Source organism: Oribacterium sp. C9, from assembly GCF_002007235.1.
Lineage (GTDB): Bacteria > Bacillota > Clostridia > Lachnospirales > Lachnospiraceae > Oribacterium.
In genome coordinates, this window is record NZ_MUHW01000002.1 from 274,664 (window position 1) to 299,300 (window position 24,637).

Consider the following 24,637-nt stretch of genomic DNA (forward strand, 5'->3'; position numbering starts at 1 on the left):
CTTCAACTAATTTATTTTCTGAACTTTCAGTTATTTATATCATTCGATAACTATTTATATGTCGATTTCTCTTTTGCAATAATATCATCTGGGCTTTAGTAAGAAATAATCCGAAGATGCACTTCTCTAATGATTCGAACTGTTTTTCATCGAATGTACGGTTCGATGCCGTTCTCACGATTTTCTTCTTTTTAAGTGGTCCAGAGGATACTATCGACTAACTGATCTGGTGTCATGTCTTTGTACCTCTTACTTTCTACGATCTTGTTTCGCAGGTTCATCTCCTGCACTTTTGTCAACCGGCCCTTCACCCTTTCTCGTCAAGTGAACTTTTCTGTTGACTTAGCTTTTTCTGTTGTATTCATCATAACAGCGGATGAGTAATTTGTAAAGCTGAATTTTGCGAAAAATATTTTTATTTTAATGCATTTTATAATAGCTTTTGAGCGAAATTTCTTCTTTTTTGTGATTTATGTATATAAAAAAGGATGCCCGACCGAATCGAACACCCCCTTCTATATCATTTTTCATAATACTTATTTTCCAAAAAGCTTCATGATACGGTTTGTCAGCATCACCGCAATATTCTCTTCCTTTACCTTATCAGTCGGAATATCATCCCATGTACGTACATAACCGGTTTCTTTTCTGGTAAATGTTATCACCTCTGAATCAGCAGGGGCAACCATCCCATAAAGCTGTGTAGCCTCCTGATAAATTACATCCGGATTTATCGCACTGTTTATCGCCGCTTTAAGCTCACCGTTCTGAAGCTTGAGGTCTTCCAGCTCGGATCTTCTCTGCTCGATATTGGAAAGTCTCGTAGCAACCAATGTATCAAGCTTAACGCACTGATAAGATGAAAAGAAAATAATCACCAGAGAGAACACCAGCGCAGTGTAACATATCCTGTCTATAATAACTGCAGGAATACAACGGAGGATCGGCTTTATGACGCTTTTGTCCTCAGCGTATTCAACCTGAAGCTGACCTGTTCTGGTTCTGTAAAGATGAAGCTGATTTCTGTGCCCCTTCTGCTCGATGACGACAGTACTGTTAGCAGTCTTCAGTTCTTCTATATCTACAGATCTTACTGTATTGCCATGAACGACATACTGTTTCACTTTACTGATCTCCTTGCATAATTCTGACTTTTGAAATCTTTCATCCAAAACTTACACTTATATCCACGATCACTGTTACATATAACTTAGCAGAGCTAAAATGTAACTTTCCAGTAATTATTATACATTTTTTTTGGACAGTTTAAACCATTTTTTGCAGAAAACCGTAATTATTTTTTATCTTTTGACACATCACGACACCAACGTATAAATGGTGTTAAAATTACATGATTCTGTGATTTGCGGAAGAAATATCTTATTTTGCATTATTTTTAACTCTTTTTATACGTATAATCCTATGATTTTTCAAAAAAATTAAGACTATAGCCAAAATGCAGTTAATATTTTACTCTTATCAGCAAAAAATCATGTGCATTTAACTATAGTCTTTTCTAAAAATTCCAAAATTATTACTTTTGAAAATTTTTGTTTTTAATGCTTTTTATACATAGAAACTATCAGAACATCCAGTACGGAATCTGAATCCTGTAAATATTATTCATCCATGTAGTCCTGTTGGCTCTCTGTATATCCAGTGTGTTGATGATCACAGATCTTACCCTCATGGTACCATTTCCGTCAAAGCTTCCTATGGAGCTTGTCGCACTGACAACATAGTACTTGCCATTGATCATCCCTAGATACATCATTTCGTGGCCTTTAAAGAACAATACGGTTCCTATAGGCATATTATTCAGTATCGCAGCTTTCTGCTCATCCGACTGATCCGTAACATCAAACCCGAAAGCATCTGAAGCCGCCTGCCATGTTGTATTTCTCGGAAGCACGAGTCCGAAGCATCTGTATACATCAGTCATATATCCCGAGCAGTCATTGGATGAAAGCATGCCTCCCCAGCCATAGGTCTCTCCAAGCATGTTAAAGGCCACGGTGATGATATTTCTTGCGGTAAGAGGCAGATAACCTTCATGAACTCCCGATCTGGCACTTATGAGCGCAGGCTCCTTTATATACCTTCCATCTGCCCCTCTGACAGGTATGTAGACAACATGATTACCTAACGCTGAACGATTGGTGATTCTGGTTCCGTAGGAGCCCGCAGGAGCCCGTTCAAGGACCGTTCCCATCGTGAGCACAAGATTTGACAGCTCAGGGTTCGTATTGGACTCAGCAAGCATTATTCTGGCCTTTGTGACCACCAGACAGCGATCCGATGGAATATCCCACGCATTTAACCATTCAGTCCTGGAAGAACATATAGCCACATCAGAAGCCTTTACCCAACCGTAGCAGTTGGCAGACAGAGCATAATACCACTGTCCGTCCATGGACACTGATTTTATAATGAGCGGTTCATTCACCCTCACAGATGACAAAGCATTGTAATCAAAATTCAGATCCCCCTGCTCATCGGTTATTATGGCATCTGTCGGAAATGCACACAGCAGTGACCTTTTGACAACTATGCCATACATAGGCGCCAGATTCTTGATTCCCATCTGATTTTGTGTATTCAGTGCTATCAGAGCTATCAGATCATCACTTAGAACGTTTCCATATCTGTCAAAATAGCCTTTTTCCTGATATTTTTCAAGGTCCTCTCTCGCCGTCTCAAGGAGTTTCGAATTAAGGCTAACTATATCTGTAGACTCGCTGTAATTTCGAAGATCGTTCATGTTCGTTTTAGCATTGGCGATATTAGCAGCATTTATCTTTTGTATCATTCCGGCGTCCGCAAGGACCGTATCTACATCACCGCCTCTCAGCATCAGCCAATACTCCGGACTGTTCATCTCTGCAGTCACATCAGGCATGTACTGAACTGCTGCCAATGCCTCTGCCGGATGCACACAAAGCATAACCGCAGCGACAACGCACGCCGCAGAAGCCTTTATCATCATTTTCACCTTCGCCGCCATAAGACCGTATTTCGATATCATAGTGCCCCCCTTTCTTTTATAACCATCCTTCATCGCTTAATATTATACTCGCTTCCATCAGCCTGAAACATCTTTTTGTCAAACAAAAAAACTCCCAAAGGATTTCCTCCAGGAGTTTAGAAGCGCGAGACGGGGGCGCTGCATGCCCTTTGGCATGCGCTTAGCGCCGACCGAGGCGGTAGCCGAGACGAACCGTAGGTTCGATTCCTGGCGAACGCGAAAAGAGCTTCAGGATTTTCCTGAAGCTCTTGAGAAGCGCGAGACGGGGATCGAACCCGCGATCTTCGCCTTGGCAAGGCGACGTAGTACCACTCTACTACTCGCGCATATTATGTGAGAGCAACTCAACGACCTCAGTCATTGGTTCAAATCTCTCTGAGTGCCCAGAACCGGAATCGAACCAGTGACACGAGGATTTTCAGTCCTCTGCTCTACCAACTGAGCTATCTGGGCAACGCAGCGGGTGATGGGAATCGAACCCACATGTTCAGCTTGGAAGGCTGACATTCTACCATTGAACTACACCCGCAAAGGTCTTTCGCGTCGCTCATTTGTGACGCGAGTGTTATATTACACTAGAAAAACCTCTTTGTCAACAAATAATAAAAAATTTCTAAAAATGTTTTATCTGCTTCGTGTTGCCAGATTACAGTAGTAAATTTTACCTGTATAAGGACGGCAGGTACATTTATACATGCCCTTTTCGATATAGTGCTTCGTCTGTCCGGCATTGTATCTTTCCCTCTCGGTAAGAAGCACTCTGATCATCTGATTATTGTCTTTTATTCCGGTACGCCATACAGGAAGCTGAAGAGTGAACTCATCCTCTCCGCAGTTAATAACTATGATGGAAACCTCATTTTTATAAATCCGGGCATAAACCACGTAGTTATATCCTGCCATGAGCTTCATCACAGATCCATACTTGAAAACATCATATCTCTTATGTACTTCCGAAAGATAATGATGAAAATCTATAAGCTCCAGATCCTCATGCCCCCATGGGTATGGGCGTCTGGAATCAGGCTCAGTCCACCCGGTCATACCTGCCTCATCACCGTAATACAGCGTGGGCGCTCCGGGCCATGTCATCTGCATCATGGCTCCCAGTCTGTACAAAGCCACATTTATGCCCTGATCCGCCTCATATGAACCGCAGGTAGCGATCCTTCCCACCTTCATACTGGTTCTGGTCATAAAACGGCTGTGATCATGATTTGAAAGCTGATTCATGGAACACAGAACCGAGATTTCCGGCATACGCGACATATGATAGGTCATGGAATCAAAAAATCTCTTTCCATCTCCCTTCAATCTGTCATCTCTTGAATCCGAATGCTTCTCCATTCCTGTCAGGAACCATGTTATAGGCTCCATAAAGGCATCGTAATTCATGATGGTATCCCATTCATCGCCCTGAAGCCACCAGAAGGGATCTCCGTAATGTTCCGCCAGAATGACCGCATCAGGATTAGCCTCTTTCACCGTTTTACGGAACCGCTTCCAGAACAGATGGTTGTAATCGCCGGTATGTCCGAGATCCGCCGCAACATCGAGACGCCATCCATCTACATTATACGGAGGACTGACCCACTTCTTGCCTACAGCAAGGATCTTGTCTTCCAGTTCCTTGGAGCCTTCATAATTAAGCTTAGGCAGGGTATCATTACCCCACCACTTCTCATAGGTATTGTTCTTGGGCCATGCCTCGTCAGAATTATCACCGAAAGCAAAATAATTATGATACGGACTGTCCTTTAACTGATAGGCTCCCGCCTGATAATCATTTGACTTATCCTTGTAATTATAGAAATTGGACTTGTTCATCCATTTGTTGTAGGAGCCACAATGGTTGAATACTCCGTCAATGATGACTCGCATCCCCCTCTTATGACACTCCTGAACAAATTTAAGGAACAGCCTGTCACTTGCCTCCAGGTTATCCAGATGCGTAGTACGTACCGAATACTTTGTGGCACGGGCATTATCCGTTTCCCAGTCTTCAACTACAGAACCGCCGTCTTTAACTATCTTTCCGATGTGCGGATCTATGTGGTCGTAATCCTGTATATCATATTTGTGATTGGAAGGAGACACGAATAAAGGGTTGAAATAAATGACCTGAACCCCCAGATACTGGATATAATCAAGCTTATCCATTACCCCCTGCAGATCTCCGCCATAGAACCTGTGAACATCAAAGGGCTCCACCGGAGTTTCCCAGTTCTCAATCCCCTTTACAGCTCTCCCGAGATAGATATACTCGTTGTTCTTTACATTGTTGCTCTTGTCACCATCATAGAATCTGTCGATAAAGATCTGATACATGATGGCTCCCTTGACCCAGTCGGGAACATGAAATCCCGGCATGAGATGAAAAGCCAGCTGGGGATTCATATCCGCCGAAACTCCGAGCTGATTATAATGCAGCTCCTCCCCCTGCTTCTCAATGAAAAAGCTGTAACTGAGCATGGCATTGCCCACGACGATCTGATACTCATAAAAATCGAAATAATCGTCGCTGAAAATACGGCGCATACGATCTTTGGTATCACTCTCGTGGAAATAAATGTAAACCGAGTCTACATCCTGATATTTAGTTCTGAATCGTATTTTCACGGTATCACCGGGATTCTGTTCCGCAGGAGAACGATAGTCATCTGTTCCCGCAGTGTAGAGTGAATCCCAGTTGATTTCACTCATTGCCATGAAGCTCTATACTCTTCTTTCTCACAAATGCTGGGACCGAGTGGGACAAGACATGCCCACAATGCTACATTTATTTATCGAACTCAACCACTCCGATATAAGGAAGGTTACGATATCTCTGATCATAGTCAAGACCATATCCAACTACGAACTCATCAGGGATCTCAAAACATGAATACTTTACAGGAACTTCCTTCTCTCGTCGTGAAGGCTTGTTGAGAAGTGTACATATCTCAATGGTCTTTGGATTTCGATCCATGAGGAGCTTGCTCAAATGACTGAGTGTGTGTCCTGAATCGATGATATCCTCAACTATCATAACATTCTTGCCTTCCAGAGGCTCATCAAGATCCTTTACGATCTTTACGATACCGCTTGATGTGGTTCCTGAACCATAACTGGAAACAGACATGAAATCAAAGGAAACGTCCACATCATGTATTCTCTTCGCAAGCTCGCACATGAACATGGCTCCACCCTTAAGTATACATATCAGATGAAGTGACTTTCCCTTATACTCCTCTGAAATCTTCTCAGCTATCTCAACGATCTTCTCCTCGATTTCTCTCTCAGGAATCAGTACTCTTACATGCTCCGTCATTACTCTTTCTCCTTTTAATGCTTATAATCTCCTGATTTATCTTCAAAACCAGATGCTTTTTTCGATAATCGGCACTCATCCTGTAGGGAAGATCCAAATGAGCATTACCCGGTCCGTAGATCAACCGGTCCATATCCCGAAAATGAACCGCTCCCCAGTCCTTAAGCGGAGTACCTATGCGTTTGATCAATTCTATCATGACATACTGTCTGACCAGTTCAGGATAGCTCTTCAGTTCAGTGACAGGTATGGATATCTCCATCCCTGTCTTCCCTATCATGTCAGGATCCTTCAGCTCAGCATATTTATCGACATATTCAGAAGCAAGCCTTACGAAAAATCCATCTGCCTCCCTGAGGATGTCAGCCGTATGTGCAATATGAGCACTGGCTTCCGGATTTATCTCCCTAAGTCCCGGGAGTATCTCACTTCTTATATGATTTCTTGTGTACTGAGTATCCAGATTAGTCGAATCAATGACATAGGAAATGCCTTTTTCTTTAAGCTTACTCAGTATATATTCTCTCCTGACCGAAAGCAATGGACGAATTATAAATCCTCTCCTGGGCTCCATACCGGACAGACCTCTTATCCCGGAACCTCTAACGAGATTATGGAGCACCGTTTCTGCCTGATCCTCCATATGATGCGCTACTGCGATGAGACATCTGCCACGCTTTTCGCATCCCTGTTCTTCCGCTTCGAACCTATCCTCGATTTCTTTTCTTGTTTCCTCAAATACTTCGTATCTCAGGATCCTCGCCGCCTCCTCAAGGCTCATTCCCTTTTCTTTGGCAAGTCCGGGAGCGTCGACAAAAACCTTTTTAAAAGGTATCTCCCAGCTTCTGCAGAGCTCCTCAGAGAAATGCATATCCCTGTCCGCCTCTTCTCCCCGGATGCCGTGGTGAACATGTACCGCATAAAGCTTATATCCCAGATATTCCTTAAACCTGTTCAAGGCATATAAGAGAAAAACCGAATCAGGTCCTCCCGAAAGCCCTACCAGTACTTCATCCCCCTTTTCTATCAGATGATTACTCAGAATATAATTACGGATATCAAGCATCTGCCTGTCCATCTTTGTATCTTTTTTCATGAAATGTTCAATTCCCATATCTACTATTATACCAACAAACTATTATTTCATTAACCTTAAATATACAACTAATAACATTTTTCTTAAAATTTCAGACAAAAAAAGAGGGTATACACCCCCTTCGTTGCGGAAATCACTTATCTGAATCCGGTTTTATGATAATCTCATCCGGCAATTTAAGTCCAAAAATCTCTCTGGCCTTCTCCATAGTGAACTCTTTTGTCTTTACGTATATCTTTTTCTGCTCCAGTTCTTCCGACAGCCTCTTCTGTTCATCTATATCAGCCTGTAAGCTTTCTTCCTGAAGCTGATATTCGTGAGCCTGCTCCCTCAGAGTCACACTACGCACATGTATCGCAAAAGCGATAAACAAAACTACTATCGTAATTCCAATGATTGCCAGACGGTTCGATGTTGCATTTTTATTTCTTCGTCTGTTTTTCATAATTATTATCCTCTGTTTGGATTATAAACTTTTGAATTTCAAATAGCAAGGAGGGCAGCCTGTACAGCTTCAAATCCGGCTTTAAAGATACTCATACATATCCTTTGAATCTTCCTTATGAACAGTTTCCTGGATGGCAGTAACCTTCACCTTTACCGACTTGGTACCAAATGATACTTCGATAATGTCTCCGATCTTTACCTCTGTGCCCGCCTTAGCCACCTTATCGTTGATCATTACACGACCTGTATCGCAGGCTTCATTGGCAACAGTACGTCTTTTAATAAGTCTTGATACTTTGAGATACTTATCTAAACGCATAAAACTCCTATCTTTTTTCGCTATATGTCCAAAAAAGGATGGCTGCCATGCAACCATCCTTAACGTTAACTTAAAAACATGTTTTGATAAAAACCTAAAACTTAGTTAACCTTATCCTTAAGAGCCTTACCAGCCTTGAATCTTGGAGCCTTTGAAGCCTCAATCTTCATTGTTGCACCAGTTCTAGGATTTCTACCCTCACGAGCAGCTCTCTCAGCAACATCGAATGTACCAAATCCAATAAGCTGAACCTTGTCACCGTTAGCAAGTGCATCTGAAATAGCATCGAAAATGCCCTTTACAGCAGCCTCAGCATCCTTCTTTGAAAGATCAGCTCTCTTAGCAACCTCTGCTACTAATTCTACTCTATTCATGTTATTTTCCTCCGTAATACCATCAGATTTAAATTACCTGCCAAAGGCAGACTTCCGATGTATCTTATACTTTGTTTCACGCTAGAAATTATATATTTATATATCACTCATGTCAACTAAGAACCGCAGAATCTCGTGGTTTTTAGCCTTTTTTGCAACTTTTGCAAACATATTTTCAGATAAAAGTAATTTTCAATTAAACAGATGTCTGTTTTCTTATCCGTCTGAGGGTACCTTCAAGATGTTCTATGGTTTCATTTATACTCCAGGTCTTCTCTCTGGTGCTCTGACGGAATACCATCATAGGCGAAGTACCGTTTGAAAATCTTAACTGCCCGTAATTCTCTCTGATAACCTCCGGTATCGCATCTACATTGATATCTGCCTTTTTATCAAAAAGAATCTTGAACATACCCCTGTCAATATCCGCTTCCGTCACATAGCACTGATGTGCAAGCGCCTTAAGCTTTGCTATATGAAGAAGATTCTCGCACTCTACCGGAAGCTCTCCAAAACGGTCTATGAGCTCGTCCTGCATATCACTGTAATCATCATCACCAGTGATAGACGATATCCTTTTATAAGTGTCCAGCTTCTGCGCCTCACTGGATATGTACGAATCCGGGATATATGCATCTATATCGCAGCTTATCTGTGTATCAAAATCCGGAATCTCCTCTACATCTCCCTTTTCTGCCATGACAGCAGTATTAAGGAGCTTGCAGTAAAGATCGTATCCAACCGCTTCCATGTGCCCATGCTGCTCCGCTCCCAGAACATTACCGGCGCCTCTTATCTCCAGATCTCTCATGGCGATTCGGATACCGGATCCGAGCTGTGTGAACTCCTTGATAGCCTTTAGCCTCTTCTCGGATTCTTCACTGAGCATCTTTCCACGACGGTACATAAGAAACGCATAGGCAGTACGGCTTGATCTTCCAACTCGTCCTCTCAGCTGATAAAGCTGAGACAGTCCCATTCGTTCCGCATCCTGAATGATCAGGGTGTTCGCATTGGGAATATCCAGTCCCGTTTCTATAATGGTGGTTGATACAAGTACATCTATTTCACCATTTATGAACTGAAGCATTATATCTTCCAGCTGACTCTCCGACATCTGCCCATGAGCATAGGAGATTCTTGCATCAGGACACAGCTTCTGAATATGGGCCGCTATATCAGCTATATTGTTCACTCTGTTGTAGACATAGTATACCTGCCCGTTTCTCAAAAGCTCTCTAGTGATGGCCTCTCTGATAAGCTCGTCGTTATACTCCATAACATATGTCTGTATGGGCTGACGATCTATGGGCGGTTCCTCAAGGACAGACATATCTCTCATCCCCGCAAGTGACATATGCAGTGTTCTCGGTATCGGCGTGGCAGAAAGCGTCAGAACATCAACATTTTGCTTCAGGTTCTTTATCTTTTCCTTATGAGTTACACCGAATCTCTGCTCCTCATCTATGATAAGAAGCCCCAGATCCTTAAACTGTACATCCTTGCTCAAAAGCCTGTGGGTACCTATGACAATGTCTGCCCTCCCGGCCTTTATGTCTTCTATGGACTTCTTTATCTGCTGAGGTGTTCTGAATCTGCACAGAAGTACAATGTTGACAGGGAAGCCTTTCATTCGTTCCACAAAGGTATTGTAGACCTGCTGCGCCAATATGGTCGTAGGGACCAGATATGCCACCTGCTTTGAATCCTGTACTGCTTTGAACCCTGCTCTTAATGCAATCTCGGTCTTACCATATCCCACGTCTCCGCAGATAAGACGATCCATGATCTTATGACTCTCCATATCAGCCTTTGTGGCATCTATGGCCAGCTCCTGATCAACCGTTTCGTCATAAGGAAACATTTCCTCAAATTCCTTCTGCCATACAGTGTCTCTTCCGAACTTGTATCCGGAGGTACTCTGTCTTGCCGCATAGAGCCTGACGAGATCCTTTGCAATCTCCTTTACCGCATGCTGAACACGACTTTTAGCCTTCTGCCATTCAGATCCCCCAAGCTTGTTCAGCTTGGGCGCCTTTCCTGCATCCTGACTTGCATACTTCTGTATACCATCCAGCTTTGTAGCAGGAAGATACAGATTTCCACCGTCACCGTATTCTACCTTGATATAATCCTTGGTTATCCCCTCGGATTTGATACGTTCTATACCCTTGTAGATTCCTATTCCATGATCTATGTGTACTACATAATCGCCGACAGAAAGTTCACTTAGCTTAGAAATCTTCTGTCCATCAAACTTCTTCTGCTTGCGCTTCTTCTTTACCGCATTGGCATTGCCGAACATGTCACCTTCAGTAAGGAGAACAAACTTCTCTTTGGGGAACTGATAGCCACTGTTAAGTACACCGAATCTTACCTGTATGGCTCCCCTCTCGGCTTCCTCTCTTGCCGCATGAAGGGCACCGGAACCGAATACTCCTGACCGGTCTGTGCTTCCTGCACCGCTCGATCCGCGTGTTTTTTCACCGCTTCCCCCTTCTGTTATATTTCCGGGATAGATCGCTCTTCCCTCTGATGATATATTACCGGAATCCCTTTCAGAATCGCTCTTTGTGTCGGGGCAATATGCCCTGAGATCATAATCTCTGAGATCCTGTGCAAGTCTTGAAGCTCTGGTCCTCGATGGACTCAGAAGCACTATTTCATAGTTTTCTTTCTGCCAATGCTTAAGATCCTTTATCAGAAGCTCAAAGCCGGATTTATAAGGAATAACTTCCGTAGTTTCAAAATGAAATGACTGCTTGGAATCCAGCTCTTTCAGATTTGTACCAAGGGTACTGAATGCAACCGTTCTTTTATCACAGAGCCTCTCCATAATCTGATCTATGCCATAGATAAGCTTATCAGGATCCTTCTCATCCTGAACTCCCATACCGTTAGCCTCAAGCACCGCAGTGAGCTTTGCATGCTTCTGCATCTCACCGAGACGTGCTTCAAAGCTCTCTCTGAACTCTGCCTCTACCGCCTCGCCACGTTCCTTAAGTCTGTCAGGTTCATCCAGGAAAAATACATCATCCTCTCCGAAATAGTCGAGAAGACTTACTTCTTTCCCTTCGCTGCTCTTTCCGTTTGCTCTGTCAGATGCAGGATATATCTCAGCTTCTTCCAGAGAATCTATGGATCGCTGGCTTTCCACATCAAAGCTTCGTATATTATCGACTTCCGTATCCCAGAACTCTATACGAATAGGATTCTCAGCAGTAAAGGGATATATATCCGCTATTCCGCCGCGGACCGAATACTCCCCCATGGCCTCAACTTCAGTCATGCGCTCATATCCGAGATCCGCAAGCTTTCTTGTCAGAGCTTCCATCTCCATGACCATACCGGGTCTTACAGTGAGAACCGCTTCCGAGAAATTCTCTTTTCCCAGCACTTTATCCATAAGGGCATCTATACTCGCAACAATCACCCCTCCCTCATCTTCCATGAGGTGCTTCAGAACCTCCACTCTCTGCCTCGTTATAAGAGTTCCCTGAGTGTCGGCCTGATAAAAAAGGAAATCCTTTGCCGGATAGTACCAGGCATTTTCTGAAAAAGCATGAATATCCTTCACAAACTGCTTTCCGGTAAGCTCATCCTTTACAACCATAAGTTTCCAGTTTTTCCCGGATTTGAATCCTGCGTTTTTTGCAGATACCTGTCTGGCGCTGTCCAGAGACACCAAAAGCTGTGCCTTCACAGGATCCACAGTTCCGGTGACGGTTACGGGTCCTTTGCCTGCTGCTAAAGCCTGCTGCAGCTCTTCATAGTCTTTTGTTCTTAAAAACGGATTAACCATGTACCTTCCTTTTTGTCTTGTCCAATCAAAGCTTCATCGGATTATACTTGTTCATCGCATGTTCAACTCCGTTATCGATGATATCCAGAGCCGCTGATGCAGCCTCTTCATATACTTCTTTCATTATCTTTTCGTCAGTCTGGTTGAACTTTGCAAGAACGTGTACCGCCAGATCCATATTGTCCGGCTTCATACCTACCCCAACACGTATTCTTCCGAATTTATCAGATCCCAGACTCGAAATCATTGATTTAAGCCCGTTGTGACCACCGGCAGATCCTGACGATCTGATACGCATACGTCCTACGTCAAGATTGATATCATCAGAGAATACTATAATGTGCTCTGGTTCTATTTTATAAAAATTGGCTAAAGGCGCAATGCAGTTTCCCGAAAGATTCATATATGTCAGCGGCTTTACCACGATCAGCTGTTCAAGTCCATGAGCACTCTGATAACGAAGCCTGGTATATGCTCCGTTAAACTTTGTTTCATTAAGCTTCTCTCCACCCATTTTATCAAGAAGAGCATCTATTGCCGCAAATCCTGCATTATGACGTGTGCCTTCATATTTTCTCTCCGGATTTCCGAGACCTGCTATCAAATACATGTAATATCCTCCGTTTGTTTTTTCATATTCACCATTCGTTTAATCAAATTATGTATACATAAAGCGTTTGATCCTTTGCAAACTTACTCATCCGCTGCGAAGCAACACCTTTATTTCATTTTGACTTTGTGCATTTTATATTTTTTATATCTCAAAAGCAAGCAAAAGGAAGTTTTCATCACATGGAAAAGGAGCCGCCGTAAAACAGCGACTCCAGATCATCTTTTTATTATGTGTCAGGAATCAAAATCCCTCAGCTTCAGAAATCATCTCAGCCTGATACTTGTCCAGGATGATGCTCTGAATTGCGTCTCTTGTTGAAGACTTGATAGGATGAGCGATATCTCTATACTCTCCATCAGCAGTCTTTCTGGACGGCATGGCAATGAAGAGACCCTTCTCACCTTCAATCACCTTAATGTCATGAATTACGAACTCGTTATCAAATGTGATGGATACGATGGCCTTCATCTTGCCTTCCTTATCCACTTTACGAATCCGCACGTCTGTTACCTGCATATTGCTCCCTTCCCTGACCCCGGTTGTCTTCACTTCGGTCACGTATTTTGCTTAGTTTATAAAGAGAAAACGCCTTCAATGCGCTTTGCGCATGCATTTTCAATTGAATCCTACTATCTCTGATACTCAGATGATCACATCTGGTATCTCACGTTTTTCTCAACCACTATCTTTATATCATCCGGTTTACCGATATATGTAGTATTGGCACGTATGGTATCACGGCTCTCTACGATACAGTTCTCGATAACTGTGTTGTCTCCGATATAAACATCATTGAGAATGATTGAATTCTTGATCACGCAGTTGTTTCCTACATATACCTTACGGAACAGAACTGAATTTTCAACAGTTCCGTTAACGATACATCCGCTGGCAAGTATGGAATGACGAACGTTACAGTCAGGGTTGTACTTTGCCGGAGGATTATCCTCTAGCTTTGTATATACGCCCGGCAATGTACGGAAGAAGTAATCTCTTACATCTCTCTTTAGGAAATCCATATTTGTCTTGTAGTATGATTCTACCGAAGCGATATTGGACCAGTAGGTCTCGATCTTATATCCGTAGATTCTCTTTACGTTCTTGTAGCGTACGAGGATATCATTTACAAAATCAGTGCGGTCTTCCTCATGTGCCTTCTCGAGAAGTTCGATGAGCTGACGTCTGCGAACCACATATATACCGCAGGAGATGGTGTTTGCATCTGTAGAGATAGGCTTCTCCTCGAAATCAACTATACGTCCGTCATCGTTGAGCTTTACGCATCCGAATCTCGAAACATCTGTATTAGGCTCCATAGTCTTTACAACTACAGTAATGTCAGCCTTCTTTTCAATGTGGTATTCAAGAACCTTGTTATAATCAAGCTTGTAGATGCCATCACCTGCTGCAACGATAACGTACGGCTCGTGTGATGCCTTAAGAAACTCAAGGTTCTGATAAAGCGCATCCGCTGTTCCCCTGAACCAGTCACTGTGCTCTGCCGTGATGGTTGGTGTATATACATACAGACCGCCCTGCTTACGTCCGAAATCCCACCACTTTGATGATGAAAGATGCTGGTTAAGGGATCTTGAATTGTACTGTGTCAAAACGGCAACTTTCTGAATATGTGAATTGGACATATTGGAAAGTGAAAAATCAATAGCTCTGAATGAACCTGCAACAGGCATAGCCGAGATAGCTCTCTTGTTGGAAAGTTCCCGCATACGCTTGTTGTTACCACCTGCTAAAATAATACCTATCGCTCTCATATCTCGCTGTCCTCCTTAATGATTGCTCCGCCGCTTGCGAGTAATCCGTCAGGATAATCCTCTGCTGTTGTAACGCCATAGATAGCGGTGTTTCTGCCGACTTTTACATTGTCAGGAATAACAGAATTCTCTCCCACTGTAACAAGGTCTGCATTATATACTCTCTGATCATAAACGCTTGGTGCAAAATCACCTACACCGATATCGCAGTTCTTACCGATCTTAACATCCTGTGCGATAACTGCCTTGTCAATCTTTGTACCTGCTTCGATCACTGCGTTTGACATAATAACCGAATCCGTTACTACTGCCCCGGACTCAATTCTTACACCTTCACCGATTACCGAATTATGAACCTCTCCGTGAATCTCGCAGCCCTCTGCAATGAGGCATCTTTCAACATGAGAGTTTTCTGAAATGAACTGAGGTGCAGGATTCTTGGTATCTGTATAGATCTTCCAGTACTCCTCATAAAGGTTAAACTCAGGAATGATAGCTACCAGCTCCATATTGGCCTGCCAGTATGACTGAAGTGTTCCTACATCCTTCCAGTAGCCGTTGAACTCGTAAGCAAAAATACGCTTACCTCCCTGGAACAGATACGGGATGATATGCTTGCCGAAATCCTCTCCCGGAACATCCTTGTTTGTGATGAGCGCTTCGCGAAGTACAGGCCATGAGAAAATGTAGATACCCATAGACGCAAGATTTGACTTTGGCTCCTTAGGCTTTTCCTGGAAATCAATGATACGATTGTTTTCATCTGTAACAGTGATTCCGAAACGGCTTGCCTCCTCCATCGGAACCGGCATGGATGCGATGGTACAATCCGCATTCATAGCCTTGTGATACTCGAGCATGACCTCGTAGTCCATCTTGTAGATATGATCGCCTGAAAGAATCAGAACATAGTCAGGATGATAATTATCGATGTACTCAATATTCTGATAAATCGCATTGGCAGTACCGGAGAACCAGTCTGCACCTGTCTGTGACTCGTAAGGCTGAAGGATGGTCACACCACCTCTGTTACGGTCGAGATCCCATGGAATACCGATTCCGATATGGGCATTCAGACGTAATGGTTTATACTGTGTCAGGACTCCGACAGTATCTACACTGGAATTAATGCAGTTTGACAAAGGAAAGTCGATAATAGAATACTTTCCTCCAAAAGAAACTGCAGGCTTTGCGACATTTTTTGTTAGTACGCCAAGGCGTGAACCCTGGCCGCCAGCTAGCAGCATGGCGATCATTTCTTTTTTAATCACGTCATCACCTCATAGTTGTAAAAAAAAGTGTAAAAATTATCAAGCTTTCTTCATTATAGCACCGTATTTCCTCTCTGTTAACTCAAAAATGGTAAAAATAACCACACAGAGAGCGTTTTGATCTCATATTTTGTCAAATAAATATAAAAAATATTTGAATTTTATTTTTCAGCCCGGATTTTTAAGAAATTGCATACAATTCTTTATGCATAAATTATGAGAAACGTTGAAAACACGATATGTTTAAAGTATAATCTAAAATCAATCGAGATTTGGATCCCGATATTTTTATTTTAAATTAGAACAGGGGAAAATTATGGAAGTTACTGCTTTAAGAGAAATTTTCAAAAATAAAGAGGCCTTCTATGATAAGGAAGTGACCGTAGGCGGTTGGGTTAGATCAAATCGTGATTCCAAGCAGTTTGGTTTCCTTGTCATTTCAGACGGTACATTCTTTACTCCACTTCAGGTGGTTTACCATGATGACATGGACAATTTCGCAGAGATTGCAAAGCTCGGTGTCGGAGCCGCTGCAGTCGTTAAGGGAAAGATCGTTGCTACTCCGGATGCCAAGCAGCCATTCGAGCTTCAGGCAACAGAGGTTACAGTAGAAGGTGCTACTACTCCTGACTATCCTCTTCAGAAAAAGAGACATACACTTGAGTATCTTCGTACCATGACACATCTTCGTCCGAGAACAAACACCTTCCAGGCTGTGTTCCGTGTACGTTCACTCATAGCTTACGCCATCCACGTATTTTTCCAGGAGAGAGGCTTCGTATATGTTCACACACCTCTTATCACATCATCTGATGCTGAGGGTGCCGGTGAGATGTTCCAGGTAACTACTCTTCCTATTAATGAAGCACCTGTAGTTGACGGAGAGATCGATTATACACAGGACTTCTTCAACAAGAAGACATCACTTACAGTTTCAGGACAGCTTAACGGAGAGACCTTCGCACAGGCTTTCAGAAACATCTACACCTTCGGACCTACTTTCCGTGCAGAGAACTCAAACACTCAGCGTCACGCTGCAGAGTTCTGGATGATCGAGCCTGAGATGGCATTTGCCGATCTTGACGACGTTATCGCCTGTGAGGAAGATATGATCAAGTTCATCATCAAGTATGTTCTTGAGAACGCTCCAGAAGAGATGGCTTTCTTCAACCAGTTCATGGACAAGAACCTCATAGAGCGTCTTACCCACGTTATGAACTCCGAGTTCGCCCGTATCACATACACAGATGCGATCAAGCTTCTCGAAGAGCACAATGACGAGTTTGAGTACAAGGTATCATGGGGTGTTGATCTTCAGACAGAGCATGAGCGCTATCTCACAGAGAAGCATTTCCAGAAGCCTGTTTTCGTAACCGACTACCCAAAGGATATCAAGGCTTTCTACATGAAGCAGAATCCTGATGGAAAGACTGTTGCCGCAGTTGACTGTCTCGTTCCGGGAATCGGAGAGATCATGGGCGGTTCACAGCGTGAAGAGGATTATGACAAGCTTGTTGCACGTATGGAAGAGATGGGCATGGATATGGAACAGTACAAGTTCTATCTTGACCTTCGTAAATACGGTACGACCCGCCACGGCGGCTTCGGTCTCGGCTTCGAGAGAGCTGTCATGTATATCACAGGTGTCCAGAACATTCGTGACGTACTTCCATTCCCAAGAACAGTTGGAAATTGTGATATTTAATAAGCATTCGGGCAGATTTATCTGCCCGTTTTTTTATTTGATAAGCACTTTTTTATTTATTATTATTAAGTTAAAATATATCTTATATTATTTTAATTATTTGTAATTTGTAGGAGCAGCAAATGCGTTTTATTCACACATCAGATGTCAATTGGGGCATGGTGCCTGATTCAGATCAGGCATGGGGCAAGGATCGCGCAAATGATATCAAGACCACCTTTCGTAAGATCATCGAAAAGTGTCGTGATTTCAGCGTCGATTGTCTTTTTATAGCGGGCAACCTCTTTCACCGTCAGCCCATGAATAAAGACCTTCAGGAGCTGAACTATCTTTTCAGTTCTATCCCATCTACACATGTGGTGATCATTTCAGGTGAAAATGACCGTATCAGTTCCAACTCAGCTTTGCTCAGTTTCAACTGGAGCGCCAACGTAACATGGATACTGGGCGATAAACCCGAATCCGTTTATTTCGATGATATAAACACAAAAGTATACGGTTTCTCATATCACACCAGAGAACTCAAGGAAACTGTCATCGACACCATAGAGCCTGAAAATGACGGACATATCCATATACTACTGGCCCACGGCGGCGACCAGGATCATATGCCGGTGGATGTGGAGACATTGGCAAAGCTTCCTTTTGACTATGTTGCATTAGGTTATCTTCATAAACCTGTAGAAATAGTGGAACGCAGAGTCATCTACTCAGGTTCTCCTGAGCCCCTGGATCTCAGCGAGACCGGACCTCATGGATTTTACTTCGGGGATATCAACCCTATAACTCATAAGGTACAGCGTCTTACATTCATGGATGCCTCAAGAGTGTCTTACATTCCTTTGGAGTTCAAGGTAACTGACAAAACCTCCAACGATGTGCTGACAGGTCGCATTCTCAGCGAGATCAAAGCAAAGGGTACGGACAATATCTACATGCTGCGCATATCCGGAAAACGTAATCCCGACGTACGTTTCAATCTGGCATCCATCACCCACGAGTACAGAGTGGTGAGCATACATGATGATTCAGAGCCTCAGTATGACTTTGCCGCCATCTACAAGGAACATCCATCCGACATCATCGGATTCTATATCCGAAAGCTTCTCAGAGAGGATCCGGATGATATGAGCTATGTTGAAAAAAAGGCCTTGTACTACGGGATCAATGCCTTACTAAAATCTCAGAAGGGTGGTAGATGATCATGCGTTTTATCGACATTCACATCGAGGGATTCGGTAAGTTTCATAAATTCGATTTACGTCTGAAGGATGGCATGAATATCATCTATGGCCATAATGAAGCAGGAAAATCCACGCTTCATTCATTCCTTCAGGCCATGCTTTACGGTCTCGGAAGACGTTCCGGAAGACAGCTTTCAAAAAAATATCAGTCCTGGGAATATCCGGATGATTATAGCGGCACCCTCCGTATCGAGCACCTTGGTAAGATCTACCTTATCAGCAGGGACTTCAATATGGATAGTCTTTCCATCAGAAACGAAACCGATAGTGTAGAGGTAGAAAATCCTGAAGCCTGGCTTAATGAAATGCTGGACGGTATCTCAGAAACAGCTTTCGAGAATACAGTCTCCATAGGACAGCTTCGAAGTGCCACCAGCAGAGGCATGATAAACGAGCTTAAATCCTGCATTAGAAATCTCAATTCTACAGGAGATATGTCACTTGACAGCTCCAGTGCCCTGAAGATCCTGGATAAGCAGAAGGAGCATCTTCAGTCCAAGATAGTACCGGATGCCGCAAAGACCTATGCGCAGCTCGTAGGAGAAGTCAGAAACATTGAAAGAGATATACAGCAGCCCGAATACGAAAATCAGCTTCGAAAGTTCCAGAACCTTCGTACAGAAGTACGTACCGAACAGGTAGACAGACAGACAAAGAAAGAAGAGATGCTTCAAAAAGTCGCTGTGCAGGAAGCCACCTTACAGCAATCAGGGCTCAAGGACGATATCGAAATTCAGGACACTTTGGACAGAGGTCTCGAGCTTTATGATTCATATAAGGAAGAGAACGAAAAGAAGGAAAAGCCCTCAAGGATCATAATTCCTTCAGCACTCATGCTCCTTGCTGTTCTGAATCTGATAGCAGATATTTTATTCGCTGCCGCAGGTTCTCCGAAGTTTGCCGCAGCTCTGAATCTTGCTCCCGAGAAGATTCCCATGATCAAGGAAATCGTTGAAAGCTCCACTTTGGGAGCCACAGTTCCGGTAGCCATATGTACCTTCTTTTTTGTACTGTTCTTTATGCTGGGTTCGCTGGCACTTCATAACAATGTCACCAGTGGAAAGAATCTCGCAAGATCCACAAAGGAACTGGGCGAGCTGCTAACAAGATATATAGGTTTCTCTGACATAAACGACCAGGCGGTAAACAGCTTCCGGACACACATGGAAGAACTTCTTAAGGTAAACAGCGAACTGGATACCAACAGAGAACGACTTGAGGCGCTTACCAGAGAGATTCAGGGACTAAACGATAACGAGCGCAAATACGACGTAGAGCTTCAGAAACAGAACGAAAAGCAGACAGAGCTCGAAGGTAAGCTCCAGCATCTTGTTAATGTTAAAAACCGTGCAGAGATGCTGAAGAGAACCATTAGTGATAACGATGCCCTTGCAGAAGAGATCGATGCCATCAATCTGGCCTATGAGACCATGACAGAGCTAGAAGCCAATATCAAGCAGAGCTTCGGTCACTACCTGAACAAGGAGGCCGGCGATCTGATCTCCGGTATAACCGGAGGGGTTTATGACTCCATGTGGATAGACCAGAATCTGGAGATCTACATGAATACACCGACAAAACTTGTTCCCATAGAGGACGTTTCCAGCGGAACCATGGACCAGATCTATCTGGCTCTCCGTCTTGCAGCTTCACGTCTCATGCAAAACGGTAAGCTCGCTGCACGTTCCGAAGTTGAAGCCAACAGACTTCCTCTTATCTTCGACGATTCATTCGCCATGTATGACGAAAAGCGCCTTAACTCGGCTCTTCATTTCATCATGGAGATACATAAGGGTCAGATACTTCTCTTCACATGTCATACCCGTGAAAAGAGGATACTGAAGGAAGCAAATGATGATTTCAATTTCATCGAGCTTTGAAAAACTGAAAGTTGAGTGAATTTTTCAGGGCTTTGGACCAAAATTTCTGAAAGTTGAGTCATTTTTCCCGGGTTCTGGCTCAATTTTTCTGAAAGTTGAGTCGTTTTTTCGGATTTTAACTCAAATTTCCTGAAAGTTGAGTCGTTTTTCCCGGGTTCTGGCTCAATTTTTCTGAAAGTTGAGTCGTTTTTCTGGGTTTTGCCTCAATTTTTCTGAAAGTTGAGTCGTTTTTCAATTCAATATCATGTGCGTTTCCTGAAGGAGCCGCATTTTTATTAAAAAGAGCCGATGCTTTGCACCGGCTCTTTCTCAACTGTCAAGTAATTTAATCACTTATATCCGCATCCATAGTGAGTTCGATTTTATATTCAGGGAATTCTGTCTGAATCCGTTTTACGATTTCTTCAAAGATCTTTCTCCTGTCATCTGCTGCAAATTCTATGATAACATCAAAATTAATGACCTTCCTTACATCATCAACATAAAAACCATGCATCTGAAGCACATGATCGTTGGACATAACTATCTCTCTGCAGCGGATCAGCATATCCTGTATCTTATCATCGCTTGTATTTATGGCATAGATACTGATACCCTCCATGATGACCTTATGCTCATCATAAACCTTATAGGTGATGTCTCTCATGAGCCTGTCCAATTCTCTAGCACTCATGGTGTCCAGAACTTCTATATGAGCCGAGCCCATATAGGTATCGGGACCATAGGAATGGAGTACCAGATCATAAGCTCCACGCACCTCCGGAAAGCTTGCTATAGTCATCTTGATGGCCTTGCTGAGAGAGGAATCCACTCTTTCTCCCAGTATCTGAGACACAGTATCCTGAAGCATCCCAAAACCTGCCTTCATGATGATGACTGAGATTATCGCTCCGAGCCATGCTTCTAAAGATATTCCGCTGTATATGAAGATCACAGCTGCAACAAGTGTAGAAGCTGATATGACCGCATCGAAGGTGGCATCAGAGCCGGATGCGATTAGTGAGTCAGAATTCACCTTTTCGCCCACTCCTTTTACATATCTTCCCAAAAGTATCTTTACCACAACACCGACAGCGATTATAACCAGTGTCACGATGCTGTAATCCGGTTTCTCCGGATCAATGATCTTTTTAACGGATTCAACAAAAGAAGTCACACCTGCGTAAAATACGATGACGGCGATGATAGTTGCGGTCAGATACTCTACTCTGCCATGTCCTAAGGGGTGCTTCTTATCAGGCTGCTTTCTGGCAAGCTTCGTGCCTATTATGGTTATAACTGACGATATGGCATCAGAGAGATTGTTCACGGCATCAAGCACGATTGCTATGGAGTTAGACATCAGTCCGATGACAGCCTTAAAAGCTGCGAGAAAAACATTGGCGACTATTCCGATGATACTTGTTTTTATAATAATTTTACCGCGATCCTTATCCTTACTTAATTGAGCCATAATCCCTCCTGCTAAACTTCAAGTCTGATTTAAGTATATGAGAATTATATTACTAAACACGATCGTATCTCAATGCATATTGATACCTAATTCAGAAACAATATGCTAAACTTGGGGATATGTTAAGTCATAGAGAGCGGCAGAGTGCCATGCTCTTTGGAAAGAGGTCACTATGAGATGTGTAGTTCAGGTGGTGCAGCATGCATCGGTAACTGTTGATGATTCTGTTATAGGAAAAATAGGCAGAGGTTTTCTTATCTTTCTGGGTGTTTCTGATACCGATACAGAGGCGATAGCCGACAAGATGGTAAAAAAGATATGCAGTCTTCGCATCTTTCCTGATGAAAACGGAAAAACAAACTGCTCCCTTTCAGATGTAGGAGGTTCCGTTCTTGTAGTAAGTCAGTTCACGTTGTATGCGAACTGCCGTAAGGGTAACCGTCCGAGCTTTATCGAGGCAGGTGAGCCTCAGAAGGCAGATGCCTTATATAAATATTTTACAGAGCGGTGCAAAGACTATGTTCGCAATGTAGAGCATGGAGAATTCGGAGCAGATATGAAGGTTGATCTTCTGAATGATGGCCCCTTCACTCTGATGTTGGACTCTCAACAGCTATTCAACGAATGAGGGTAAACAAAAAGTCATTCACTCCTCTATCACTTCTATCCTCAGATAATCAAAATTTATCGGTTCAACGAAGGAATCCGATCTGAAACAGGTTATGGACTTTCGCTTGAATTCTCTGATGTTTGGCTCCAGCCAGATGGGCACAGCAAGATCCATATATTCACAGATTTCTTTAAGTGCAGTAAGGACTCTGTCTGTACGTGACATAGAGTAGTCTTCCTGTCTGGATACACAGTCCTTAAGCATCTGACCGTCACGGTATATGGTTCCATTCATCCTAAACATAGAGTTCTCCTCAAAATAAATAATGATAATAATAGTACCTAATTCATACTATGAATTCAAATATTTTTTAGTTGGGGATTTTTTGTGAAAAACAGTTAAAAAACGAAAAAAATTTCGTTTTGTTAATAAATAATTCACAAAAGAGCTTTAAAATCATAGTAGTCTTAATATTATGACATTAGGAGGCAGACGTAATGGGAATGGAAATAGAAAATCCCCAGGCATTTTTGGACGAAGCCAAAAATGCTATTGCTGAATATCAGGATGTGAAAACTCAGCTTGCAAAGATGAGAGACACTGAAAAACAGACATCTGTATTATTGGATAAGGCACGCAAAGAAGTACAGGATAAGATAGATAAGACTATTAAGCAGAGAAGTGATGATATTACCGCCACATATGATCGCCAGATAAATCAGGTGGAGGCCAGACTGAAAAAGAGTCAGGCAGACAGAGAAAAGGCGAAGCAGGAAGGCGTCAGGGGCCGTATAAAGAGCGAAACCGAGCCTTTAAAGATCGAAAACAAAGAGCTCAAGCGCCAGATAACTGCAGTGATGAAAAGGGATAATGCTCCTATGTTTTATAGAACAGATCTGTTCTATACTCTTTTCCATCCATCGGGCATCGGAGAGCTTACCTGTTTCCTTCTTGTATTTATAGCCGTTTTTGCACTTCTTCCCTTTGGAATATATTTCTTTATTCCCAATCATCAGATCTGGCACCTTGCCCTGGTTTATGTGGTCGATATACTTCTTTTCGGAGGTATATACGTTATCATCATGAACATTTCCGGAAGATATGCCGGTGCAGTACGTCAGGGTCGAGATATAAAAAACCGCATAAAGCTCAATAAAAAGAATATAAGAAAGAAAGAAAAACTTATCAGAAAAGATTCCAATGAAGCGGTTTATAATCTTGAAAACTTCGATGATGAGATAGCAAAGATCCAGCAGGAAAGAAGCGATATCATCAGCCAGAAACAGAGCGCTCAGAACACCTTTGATACGGTTACAAGAAACATCATCATCGATGAAATAGAGGCTGCGGCAAAGCCTAAGATAGATGAGCTTTCTTCAACCTTCACCAGCGCGGTAAATCAGAGGTCAGAGCTTGAGATCAAGGAAAAAGAACAGGCATTAAATCTTTCCAGAAATTATGAGCAGTATCTGGGAAAAGCTCATATGTCTTCCGAAGCTATAGATAAGATCAAGGCTCTCCTTGAAAGCGGAGAAGCATCCTCAATTATCGATGCTGTAACCAGACTTGACCATCCGGAGCCCACAACAGCCGGTGCAACAGCAAGATAAACTTTTTACTTTCGGATAATATTTCATTCGTGAATAACGATAAAATCTGCAGTCATCCATAAAGGATGGCTGCTTTTTAGTTGAACCGTAAATTTCCGAAATAAAA

The 24,637-nt window shown here is 42.9% G+C and carries 20 protein-coding genes and 3 tRNA genes; 5 read left to right on the plus strand and 18 right to left on the minus strand.

The features are described from left to right. Positions 1 to 536: 536 nt before the first annotated feature. From BXO88_RS02530 to BXO88_RS02605, 16 genes are all read right to left on the minus strand, one after another. Positions 537 to 1,124 carry a hypothetical protein gene (locus BXO88_RS02530; protein ID WP_078036196.1) on the minus strand — a complete coding sequence of 196 codons (588 nt, stop codon included), beginning with the start codon at positions 1,122 to 1,124 and terminating at the stop codon, positions 537 to 539. Positions 1,125 to 1,582: 458 nt separating this feature from the next. Then, positions 1,583 to 3,025, minus strand: coding sequence for an SH3 domain-containing protein (locus tag BXO88_RS02535; RefSeq protein ID WP_168171594.1), 1,443 nt, complete (start codon positions 3,023 to 3,025; stop codon positions 1,583 to 1,585). A gap of 254 nt (positions 3,026 to 3,279) precedes the next feature. Further along, positions 3,280 to 3,351, minus strand: a tRNA-Gly gene (locus tag BXO88_RS02540). A gap of 54 nt (positions 3,352 to 3,405) precedes the next feature. Next, positions 3,406 to 3,478: transfer RNA gene (locus BXO88_RS02545), tRNA-Phe, on the minus strand. Positions 3,479 to 3,483: 5 nt separating this feature from the next. Then, positions 3,484 to 3,554: transfer RNA gene (locus BXO88_RS02550), tRNA-Gly, on the minus strand. 95 nt (positions 3,555 to 3,649) lie between these two features. Beyond that, the gene (locus BXO88_RS02555) at positions 3,650 to 5,734 is read right to left on the minus strand and encodes a glycoside hydrolase family 13 protein (RefSeq protein WP_078036198.1); all 2,085 of its coding nucleotides are present in this window, start codon (positions 5,732 to 5,734) and stop codon (positions 3,650 to 3,652) included. Between the two features lie 70 nt (positions 5,735 to 5,804). Beyond that, positions 5,805 to 6,335 carry a hypoxanthine phosphoribosyltransferase gene (gene hpt / locus BXO88_RS02560; protein ID WP_078036199.1) on the minus strand — a complete coding sequence of 177 codons (531 nt, stop codon included), beginning with the start codon at positions 6,333 to 6,335 and terminating at the stop codon, positions 5,805 to 5,807. Continuing rightward, entirely contained in the window at positions 6,304 to 7,431 is a 1,128-nt protein-coding gene (tilS, locus tag BXO88_RS02565) for a tRNA lysidine(34) synthetase TilS (protein WP_168171595.1), read from the minus strand. The genes hpt and tilS overlap by 32 nt, the downstream gene beginning before the upstream one ends. Positions 7,432 to 7,564: 133 nt before the next feature. Further along, positions 7,565 to 7,876 (minus strand): hypothetical protein, encoded by a 312-nt coding sequence (locus tag BXO88_RS02570; protein WP_078036201.1) that lies wholly within the window; start codon positions 7,874 to 7,876, stop codon positions 7,565 to 7,567. 81 nt (positions 7,877 to 7,957) lie between these two features. Further along, a complete protein-coding gene (locus BXO88_RS02575; protein WP_036606816.1) occupies positions 7,958 to 8,197 on the minus strand; it encodes an RNA-binding S4 domain-containing protein in 240 nt (79 codons plus the stop codon). A gap of 101 nt (positions 8,198 to 8,298) precedes the next feature. Continuing rightward, on the minus strand, positions 8,299 to 8,571 hold the full coding sequence (locus tag BXO88_RS02580) for an HU family DNA-binding protein (RefSeq protein ID WP_036606814.1): 273 nt from the start codon (positions 8,569 to 8,571) through the stop codon (positions 8,299 to 8,301). Between the two features lie 196 nt (positions 8,572 to 8,767). Next, complete coding sequence (mfd, locus tag BXO88_RS02585) at positions 8,768 to 12,373, minus strand: transcription-repair coupling factor (protein ID WP_078036202.1); 3,606 nt, start codon at positions 12,371 to 12,373, stop codon at positions 8,768 to 8,770. A gap of 25 nt (positions 12,374 to 12,398) precedes the next feature. Next, positions 12,399 to 12,983: an aminoacyl-tRNA hydrolase gene (pth, locus tag BXO88_RS02590; protein ID WP_078036203.1), complete on the minus strand. Its 585-nt coding sequence runs from the start codon at positions 12,981 to 12,983 to the stop codon at positions 12,399 to 12,401. 243 nt (positions 12,984 to 13,226) lie between these two features. Continuing rightward, on the minus strand, positions 13,227 to 13,502 hold the full coding sequence (gene spoVG, locus BXO88_RS02595; RefSeq protein WP_036606809.1) for a septation regulator SpoVG: 276 nt from the start codon (positions 13,500 to 13,502) through the stop codon (positions 13,227 to 13,229). A 134-nt stretch (positions 13,503 to 13,636) separates the two neighbouring features. Next, positions 13,637 to 14,758, minus strand: a complete 1,122-nt coding sequence (gene glgD, locus BXO88_RS02600) for a glucose-1-phosphate adenylyltransferase subunit GlgD (protein ID WP_044993758.1) — start codon at positions 14,756 to 14,758, stop codon at positions 13,637 to 13,639. Further along, complete coding sequence (locus BXO88_RS02605) at positions 14,755 to 16,029, minus strand: glucose-1-phosphate adenylyltransferase (RefSeq protein ID WP_078036204.1); 1,275 nt, start codon at positions 16,027 to 16,029, stop codon at positions 14,755 to 14,757. Before BXO88_RS02605 ends, glgD begins: the two co-directional genes overlap by 4 nt. Before the next feature lie 316 nt (positions 16,030 to 16,345). On the opposite strand from BXO88_RS02605, the gene asnS reads away from it, so the two are divergent. The 3 genes from asnS to BXO88_RS02620 all read left to right on the plus strand — a co-directional run bounded on the left by asnS (position 16,346) and on the right by BXO88_RS02620 (position 20,858). Further along, positions 16,346 to 17,734, plus strand: coding sequence for an asparagine--tRNA ligase (gene asnS / locus BXO88_RS02610; protein WP_078036205.1), 1,389 nt, complete (start codon positions 16,346 to 16,348; stop codon positions 17,732 to 17,734). 122 nt (positions 17,735 to 17,856) lie between these two features. Beyond that, positions 17,857 to 18,936, plus strand: coding sequence for a metallophosphoesterase family protein (locus tag BXO88_RS02615; protein ID WP_078036206.1), 1,080 nt, complete (start codon positions 17,857 to 17,859; stop codon positions 18,934 to 18,936). Next, on the plus strand, positions 18,933 to 20,858 hold the full coding sequence (locus tag BXO88_RS02620) for an ATP-binding protein (protein WP_078036207.1): 1,926 nt from the start codon (positions 18,933 to 18,935) through the stop codon (positions 20,856 to 20,858). The genes BXO88_RS02615 and BXO88_RS02620 overlap by 4 nt, the downstream gene beginning before the upstream one ends. A gap of 325 nt (positions 20,859 to 21,183) precedes the next feature. On the opposite strand, the gene BXO88_RS02625 is transcribed toward BXO88_RS02620, so the two are convergent. Further along, on the minus strand, positions 21,184 to 22,311 hold the full coding sequence (locus BXO88_RS02625) for a cation diffusion facilitator family transporter (RefSeq protein WP_078036208.1): 1,128 nt from the start codon (positions 22,309 to 22,311) through the stop codon (positions 21,184 to 21,186). A gap of 172 nt (positions 22,312 to 22,483) precedes the next feature. Between BXO88_RS02625 and dtd the strand changes: the two genes are divergently transcribed. Then, the gene (dtd, locus tag BXO88_RS02630; RefSeq protein ID WP_078036209.1) at positions 22,484 to 22,939 is read left to right on the plus strand and encodes a D-aminoacyl-tRNA deacylase; all 456 of its coding nucleotides are present in this window, start codon (positions 22,484 to 22,486) and stop codon (positions 22,937 to 22,939) included. A gap of 18 nt (positions 22,940 to 22,957) precedes the next feature. On the opposite strand, the gene BXO88_RS02635 is transcribed toward dtd, so the two are convergent. Further along, a complete protein-coding gene (locus BXO88_RS02635; RefSeq protein WP_036606790.1) occupies positions 22,958 to 23,224 on the minus strand; it encodes a hypothetical protein in 267 nt (88 codons plus the stop codon). A gap of 194 nt (positions 23,225 to 23,418) precedes the next feature. Here BXO88_RS02635 and BXO88_RS02640 point away from each other — a divergent pair, with 194 nt between their 5' ends. Next, a complete protein-coding gene (locus BXO88_RS02640; protein WP_078036210.1) occupies positions 23,419 to 24,531 on the plus strand; it encodes a hypothetical protein in 1,113 nt (370 codons plus the stop codon). Positions 24,532 to 24,637: the final 106 nt, after the last annotated feature.

What these genes read in the sequence shown, in the direction of transcription:
- spoVG (WP_036606809.1), bottom strand. Translation starts at nt 13,502, where the DNA reads ATGCAGGTAACAGACGTGCGGATTCGTAAAGTGGATAAGGAAGGCAAG.
- BXO88_RS02555 (WP_078036198.1), bottom strand. Translation starts at nt 5,734, where the DNA reads ATGGCAATGAGTGAAATCAACTGGGATTCACTCTACACTGCGGGAACA.
- mfd (WP_078036202.1), bottom strand. Translation starts at nt 12,373, where the DNA reads ATGGTTAATCCGTTTTTAAGAACAAAAGACTATGAAGAGCTGCAGCAG.
- tilS (WP_168171595.1), bottom strand. Translation starts at nt 7,431, where the DNA reads ATGAAAAAAGATACAAAGATGGACAGGCAGATGCTTGATATCCGTAAT.
- glgD (WP_044993758.1), bottom strand. Translation starts at nt 14,758, where the DNA reads ATGAGAGCGATAGGTATTATTTTAGCAGGTGGTAACAACAAGCGTATG.
- BXO88_RS02620 (WP_078036207.1), top strand. Translation starts at nt 18,933, where the DNA reads ATGATCATGCGTTTTATCGACATTCACATCGAGGGATTCGGTAAGTTT.
- pth (WP_078036203.1), bottom strand. Translation starts at nt 12,983, where the DNA reads ATGTATTTGATAGCAGGTCTCGGAAATCCGGAGAGAAAATATGAAGGC.
- dtd (WP_078036209.1), top strand. Translation starts at nt 22,484, where the DNA reads ATGAGATGTGTAGTTCAGGTGGTGCAGCATGCATCGGTAACTGTTGAT.
- BXO88_RS02635 (WP_036606790.1), bottom strand. Translation starts at nt 23,224, where the DNA reads ATGTTTAGGATGAATGGAACCATATACCGTGACGGTCAGATGCTTAAG.
- asnS (WP_078036205.1), top strand. Translation starts at nt 16,346, where the DNA reads ATGGAAGTTACTGCTTTAAGAGAAATTTTCAAAAATAAAGAGGCCTTC.
- hpt (WP_078036199.1), bottom strand. Translation starts at nt 6,335, where the DNA reads ATGACGGAGCATGTAAGAGTACTGATTCCTGAGAGAGAAATCGAGGAG.
- BXO88_RS02640 (WP_078036210.1), top strand. Translation starts at nt 23,419, where the DNA reads ATGGGAATGGAAATAGAAAATCCCCAGGCATTTTTGGACGAAGCCAAA.
- BXO88_RS02615 (WP_078036206.1), top strand. Translation starts at nt 17,857, where the DNA reads ATGCGTTTTATTCACACATCAGATGTCAATTGGGGCATGGTGCCTGAT.
- BXO88_RS02580 (WP_036606814.1), bottom strand. Translation starts at nt 8,571, where the DNA reads ATGAATAGAGTAGAATTAGTAGCAGAGGTTGCTAAGAGAGCTGATCTT.
- BXO88_RS02570 (WP_078036201.1), bottom strand. Translation starts at nt 7,876, where the DNA reads ATGAAAAACAGACGAAGAAATAAAAATGCAACATCGAACCGTCTGGCA.
- BXO88_RS02535 (WP_168171594.1), bottom strand. Translation starts at nt 3,025, where the DNA reads ATGATATCGAAATACGGTCTTATGGCGGCGAAGGTGAAAATGATGATA.
- BXO88_RS02625 (WP_078036208.1), bottom strand. Translation starts at nt 22,311, where the DNA reads ATGGCTCAATTAAGTAAGGATAAGGATCGCGGTAAAATTATTATAAAA.
- BXO88_RS02575 (WP_036606816.1), bottom strand. Translation starts at nt 8,197, where the DNA reads ATGCGTTTAGATAAGTATCTCAAAGTATCAAGACTTATTAAAAGACGT.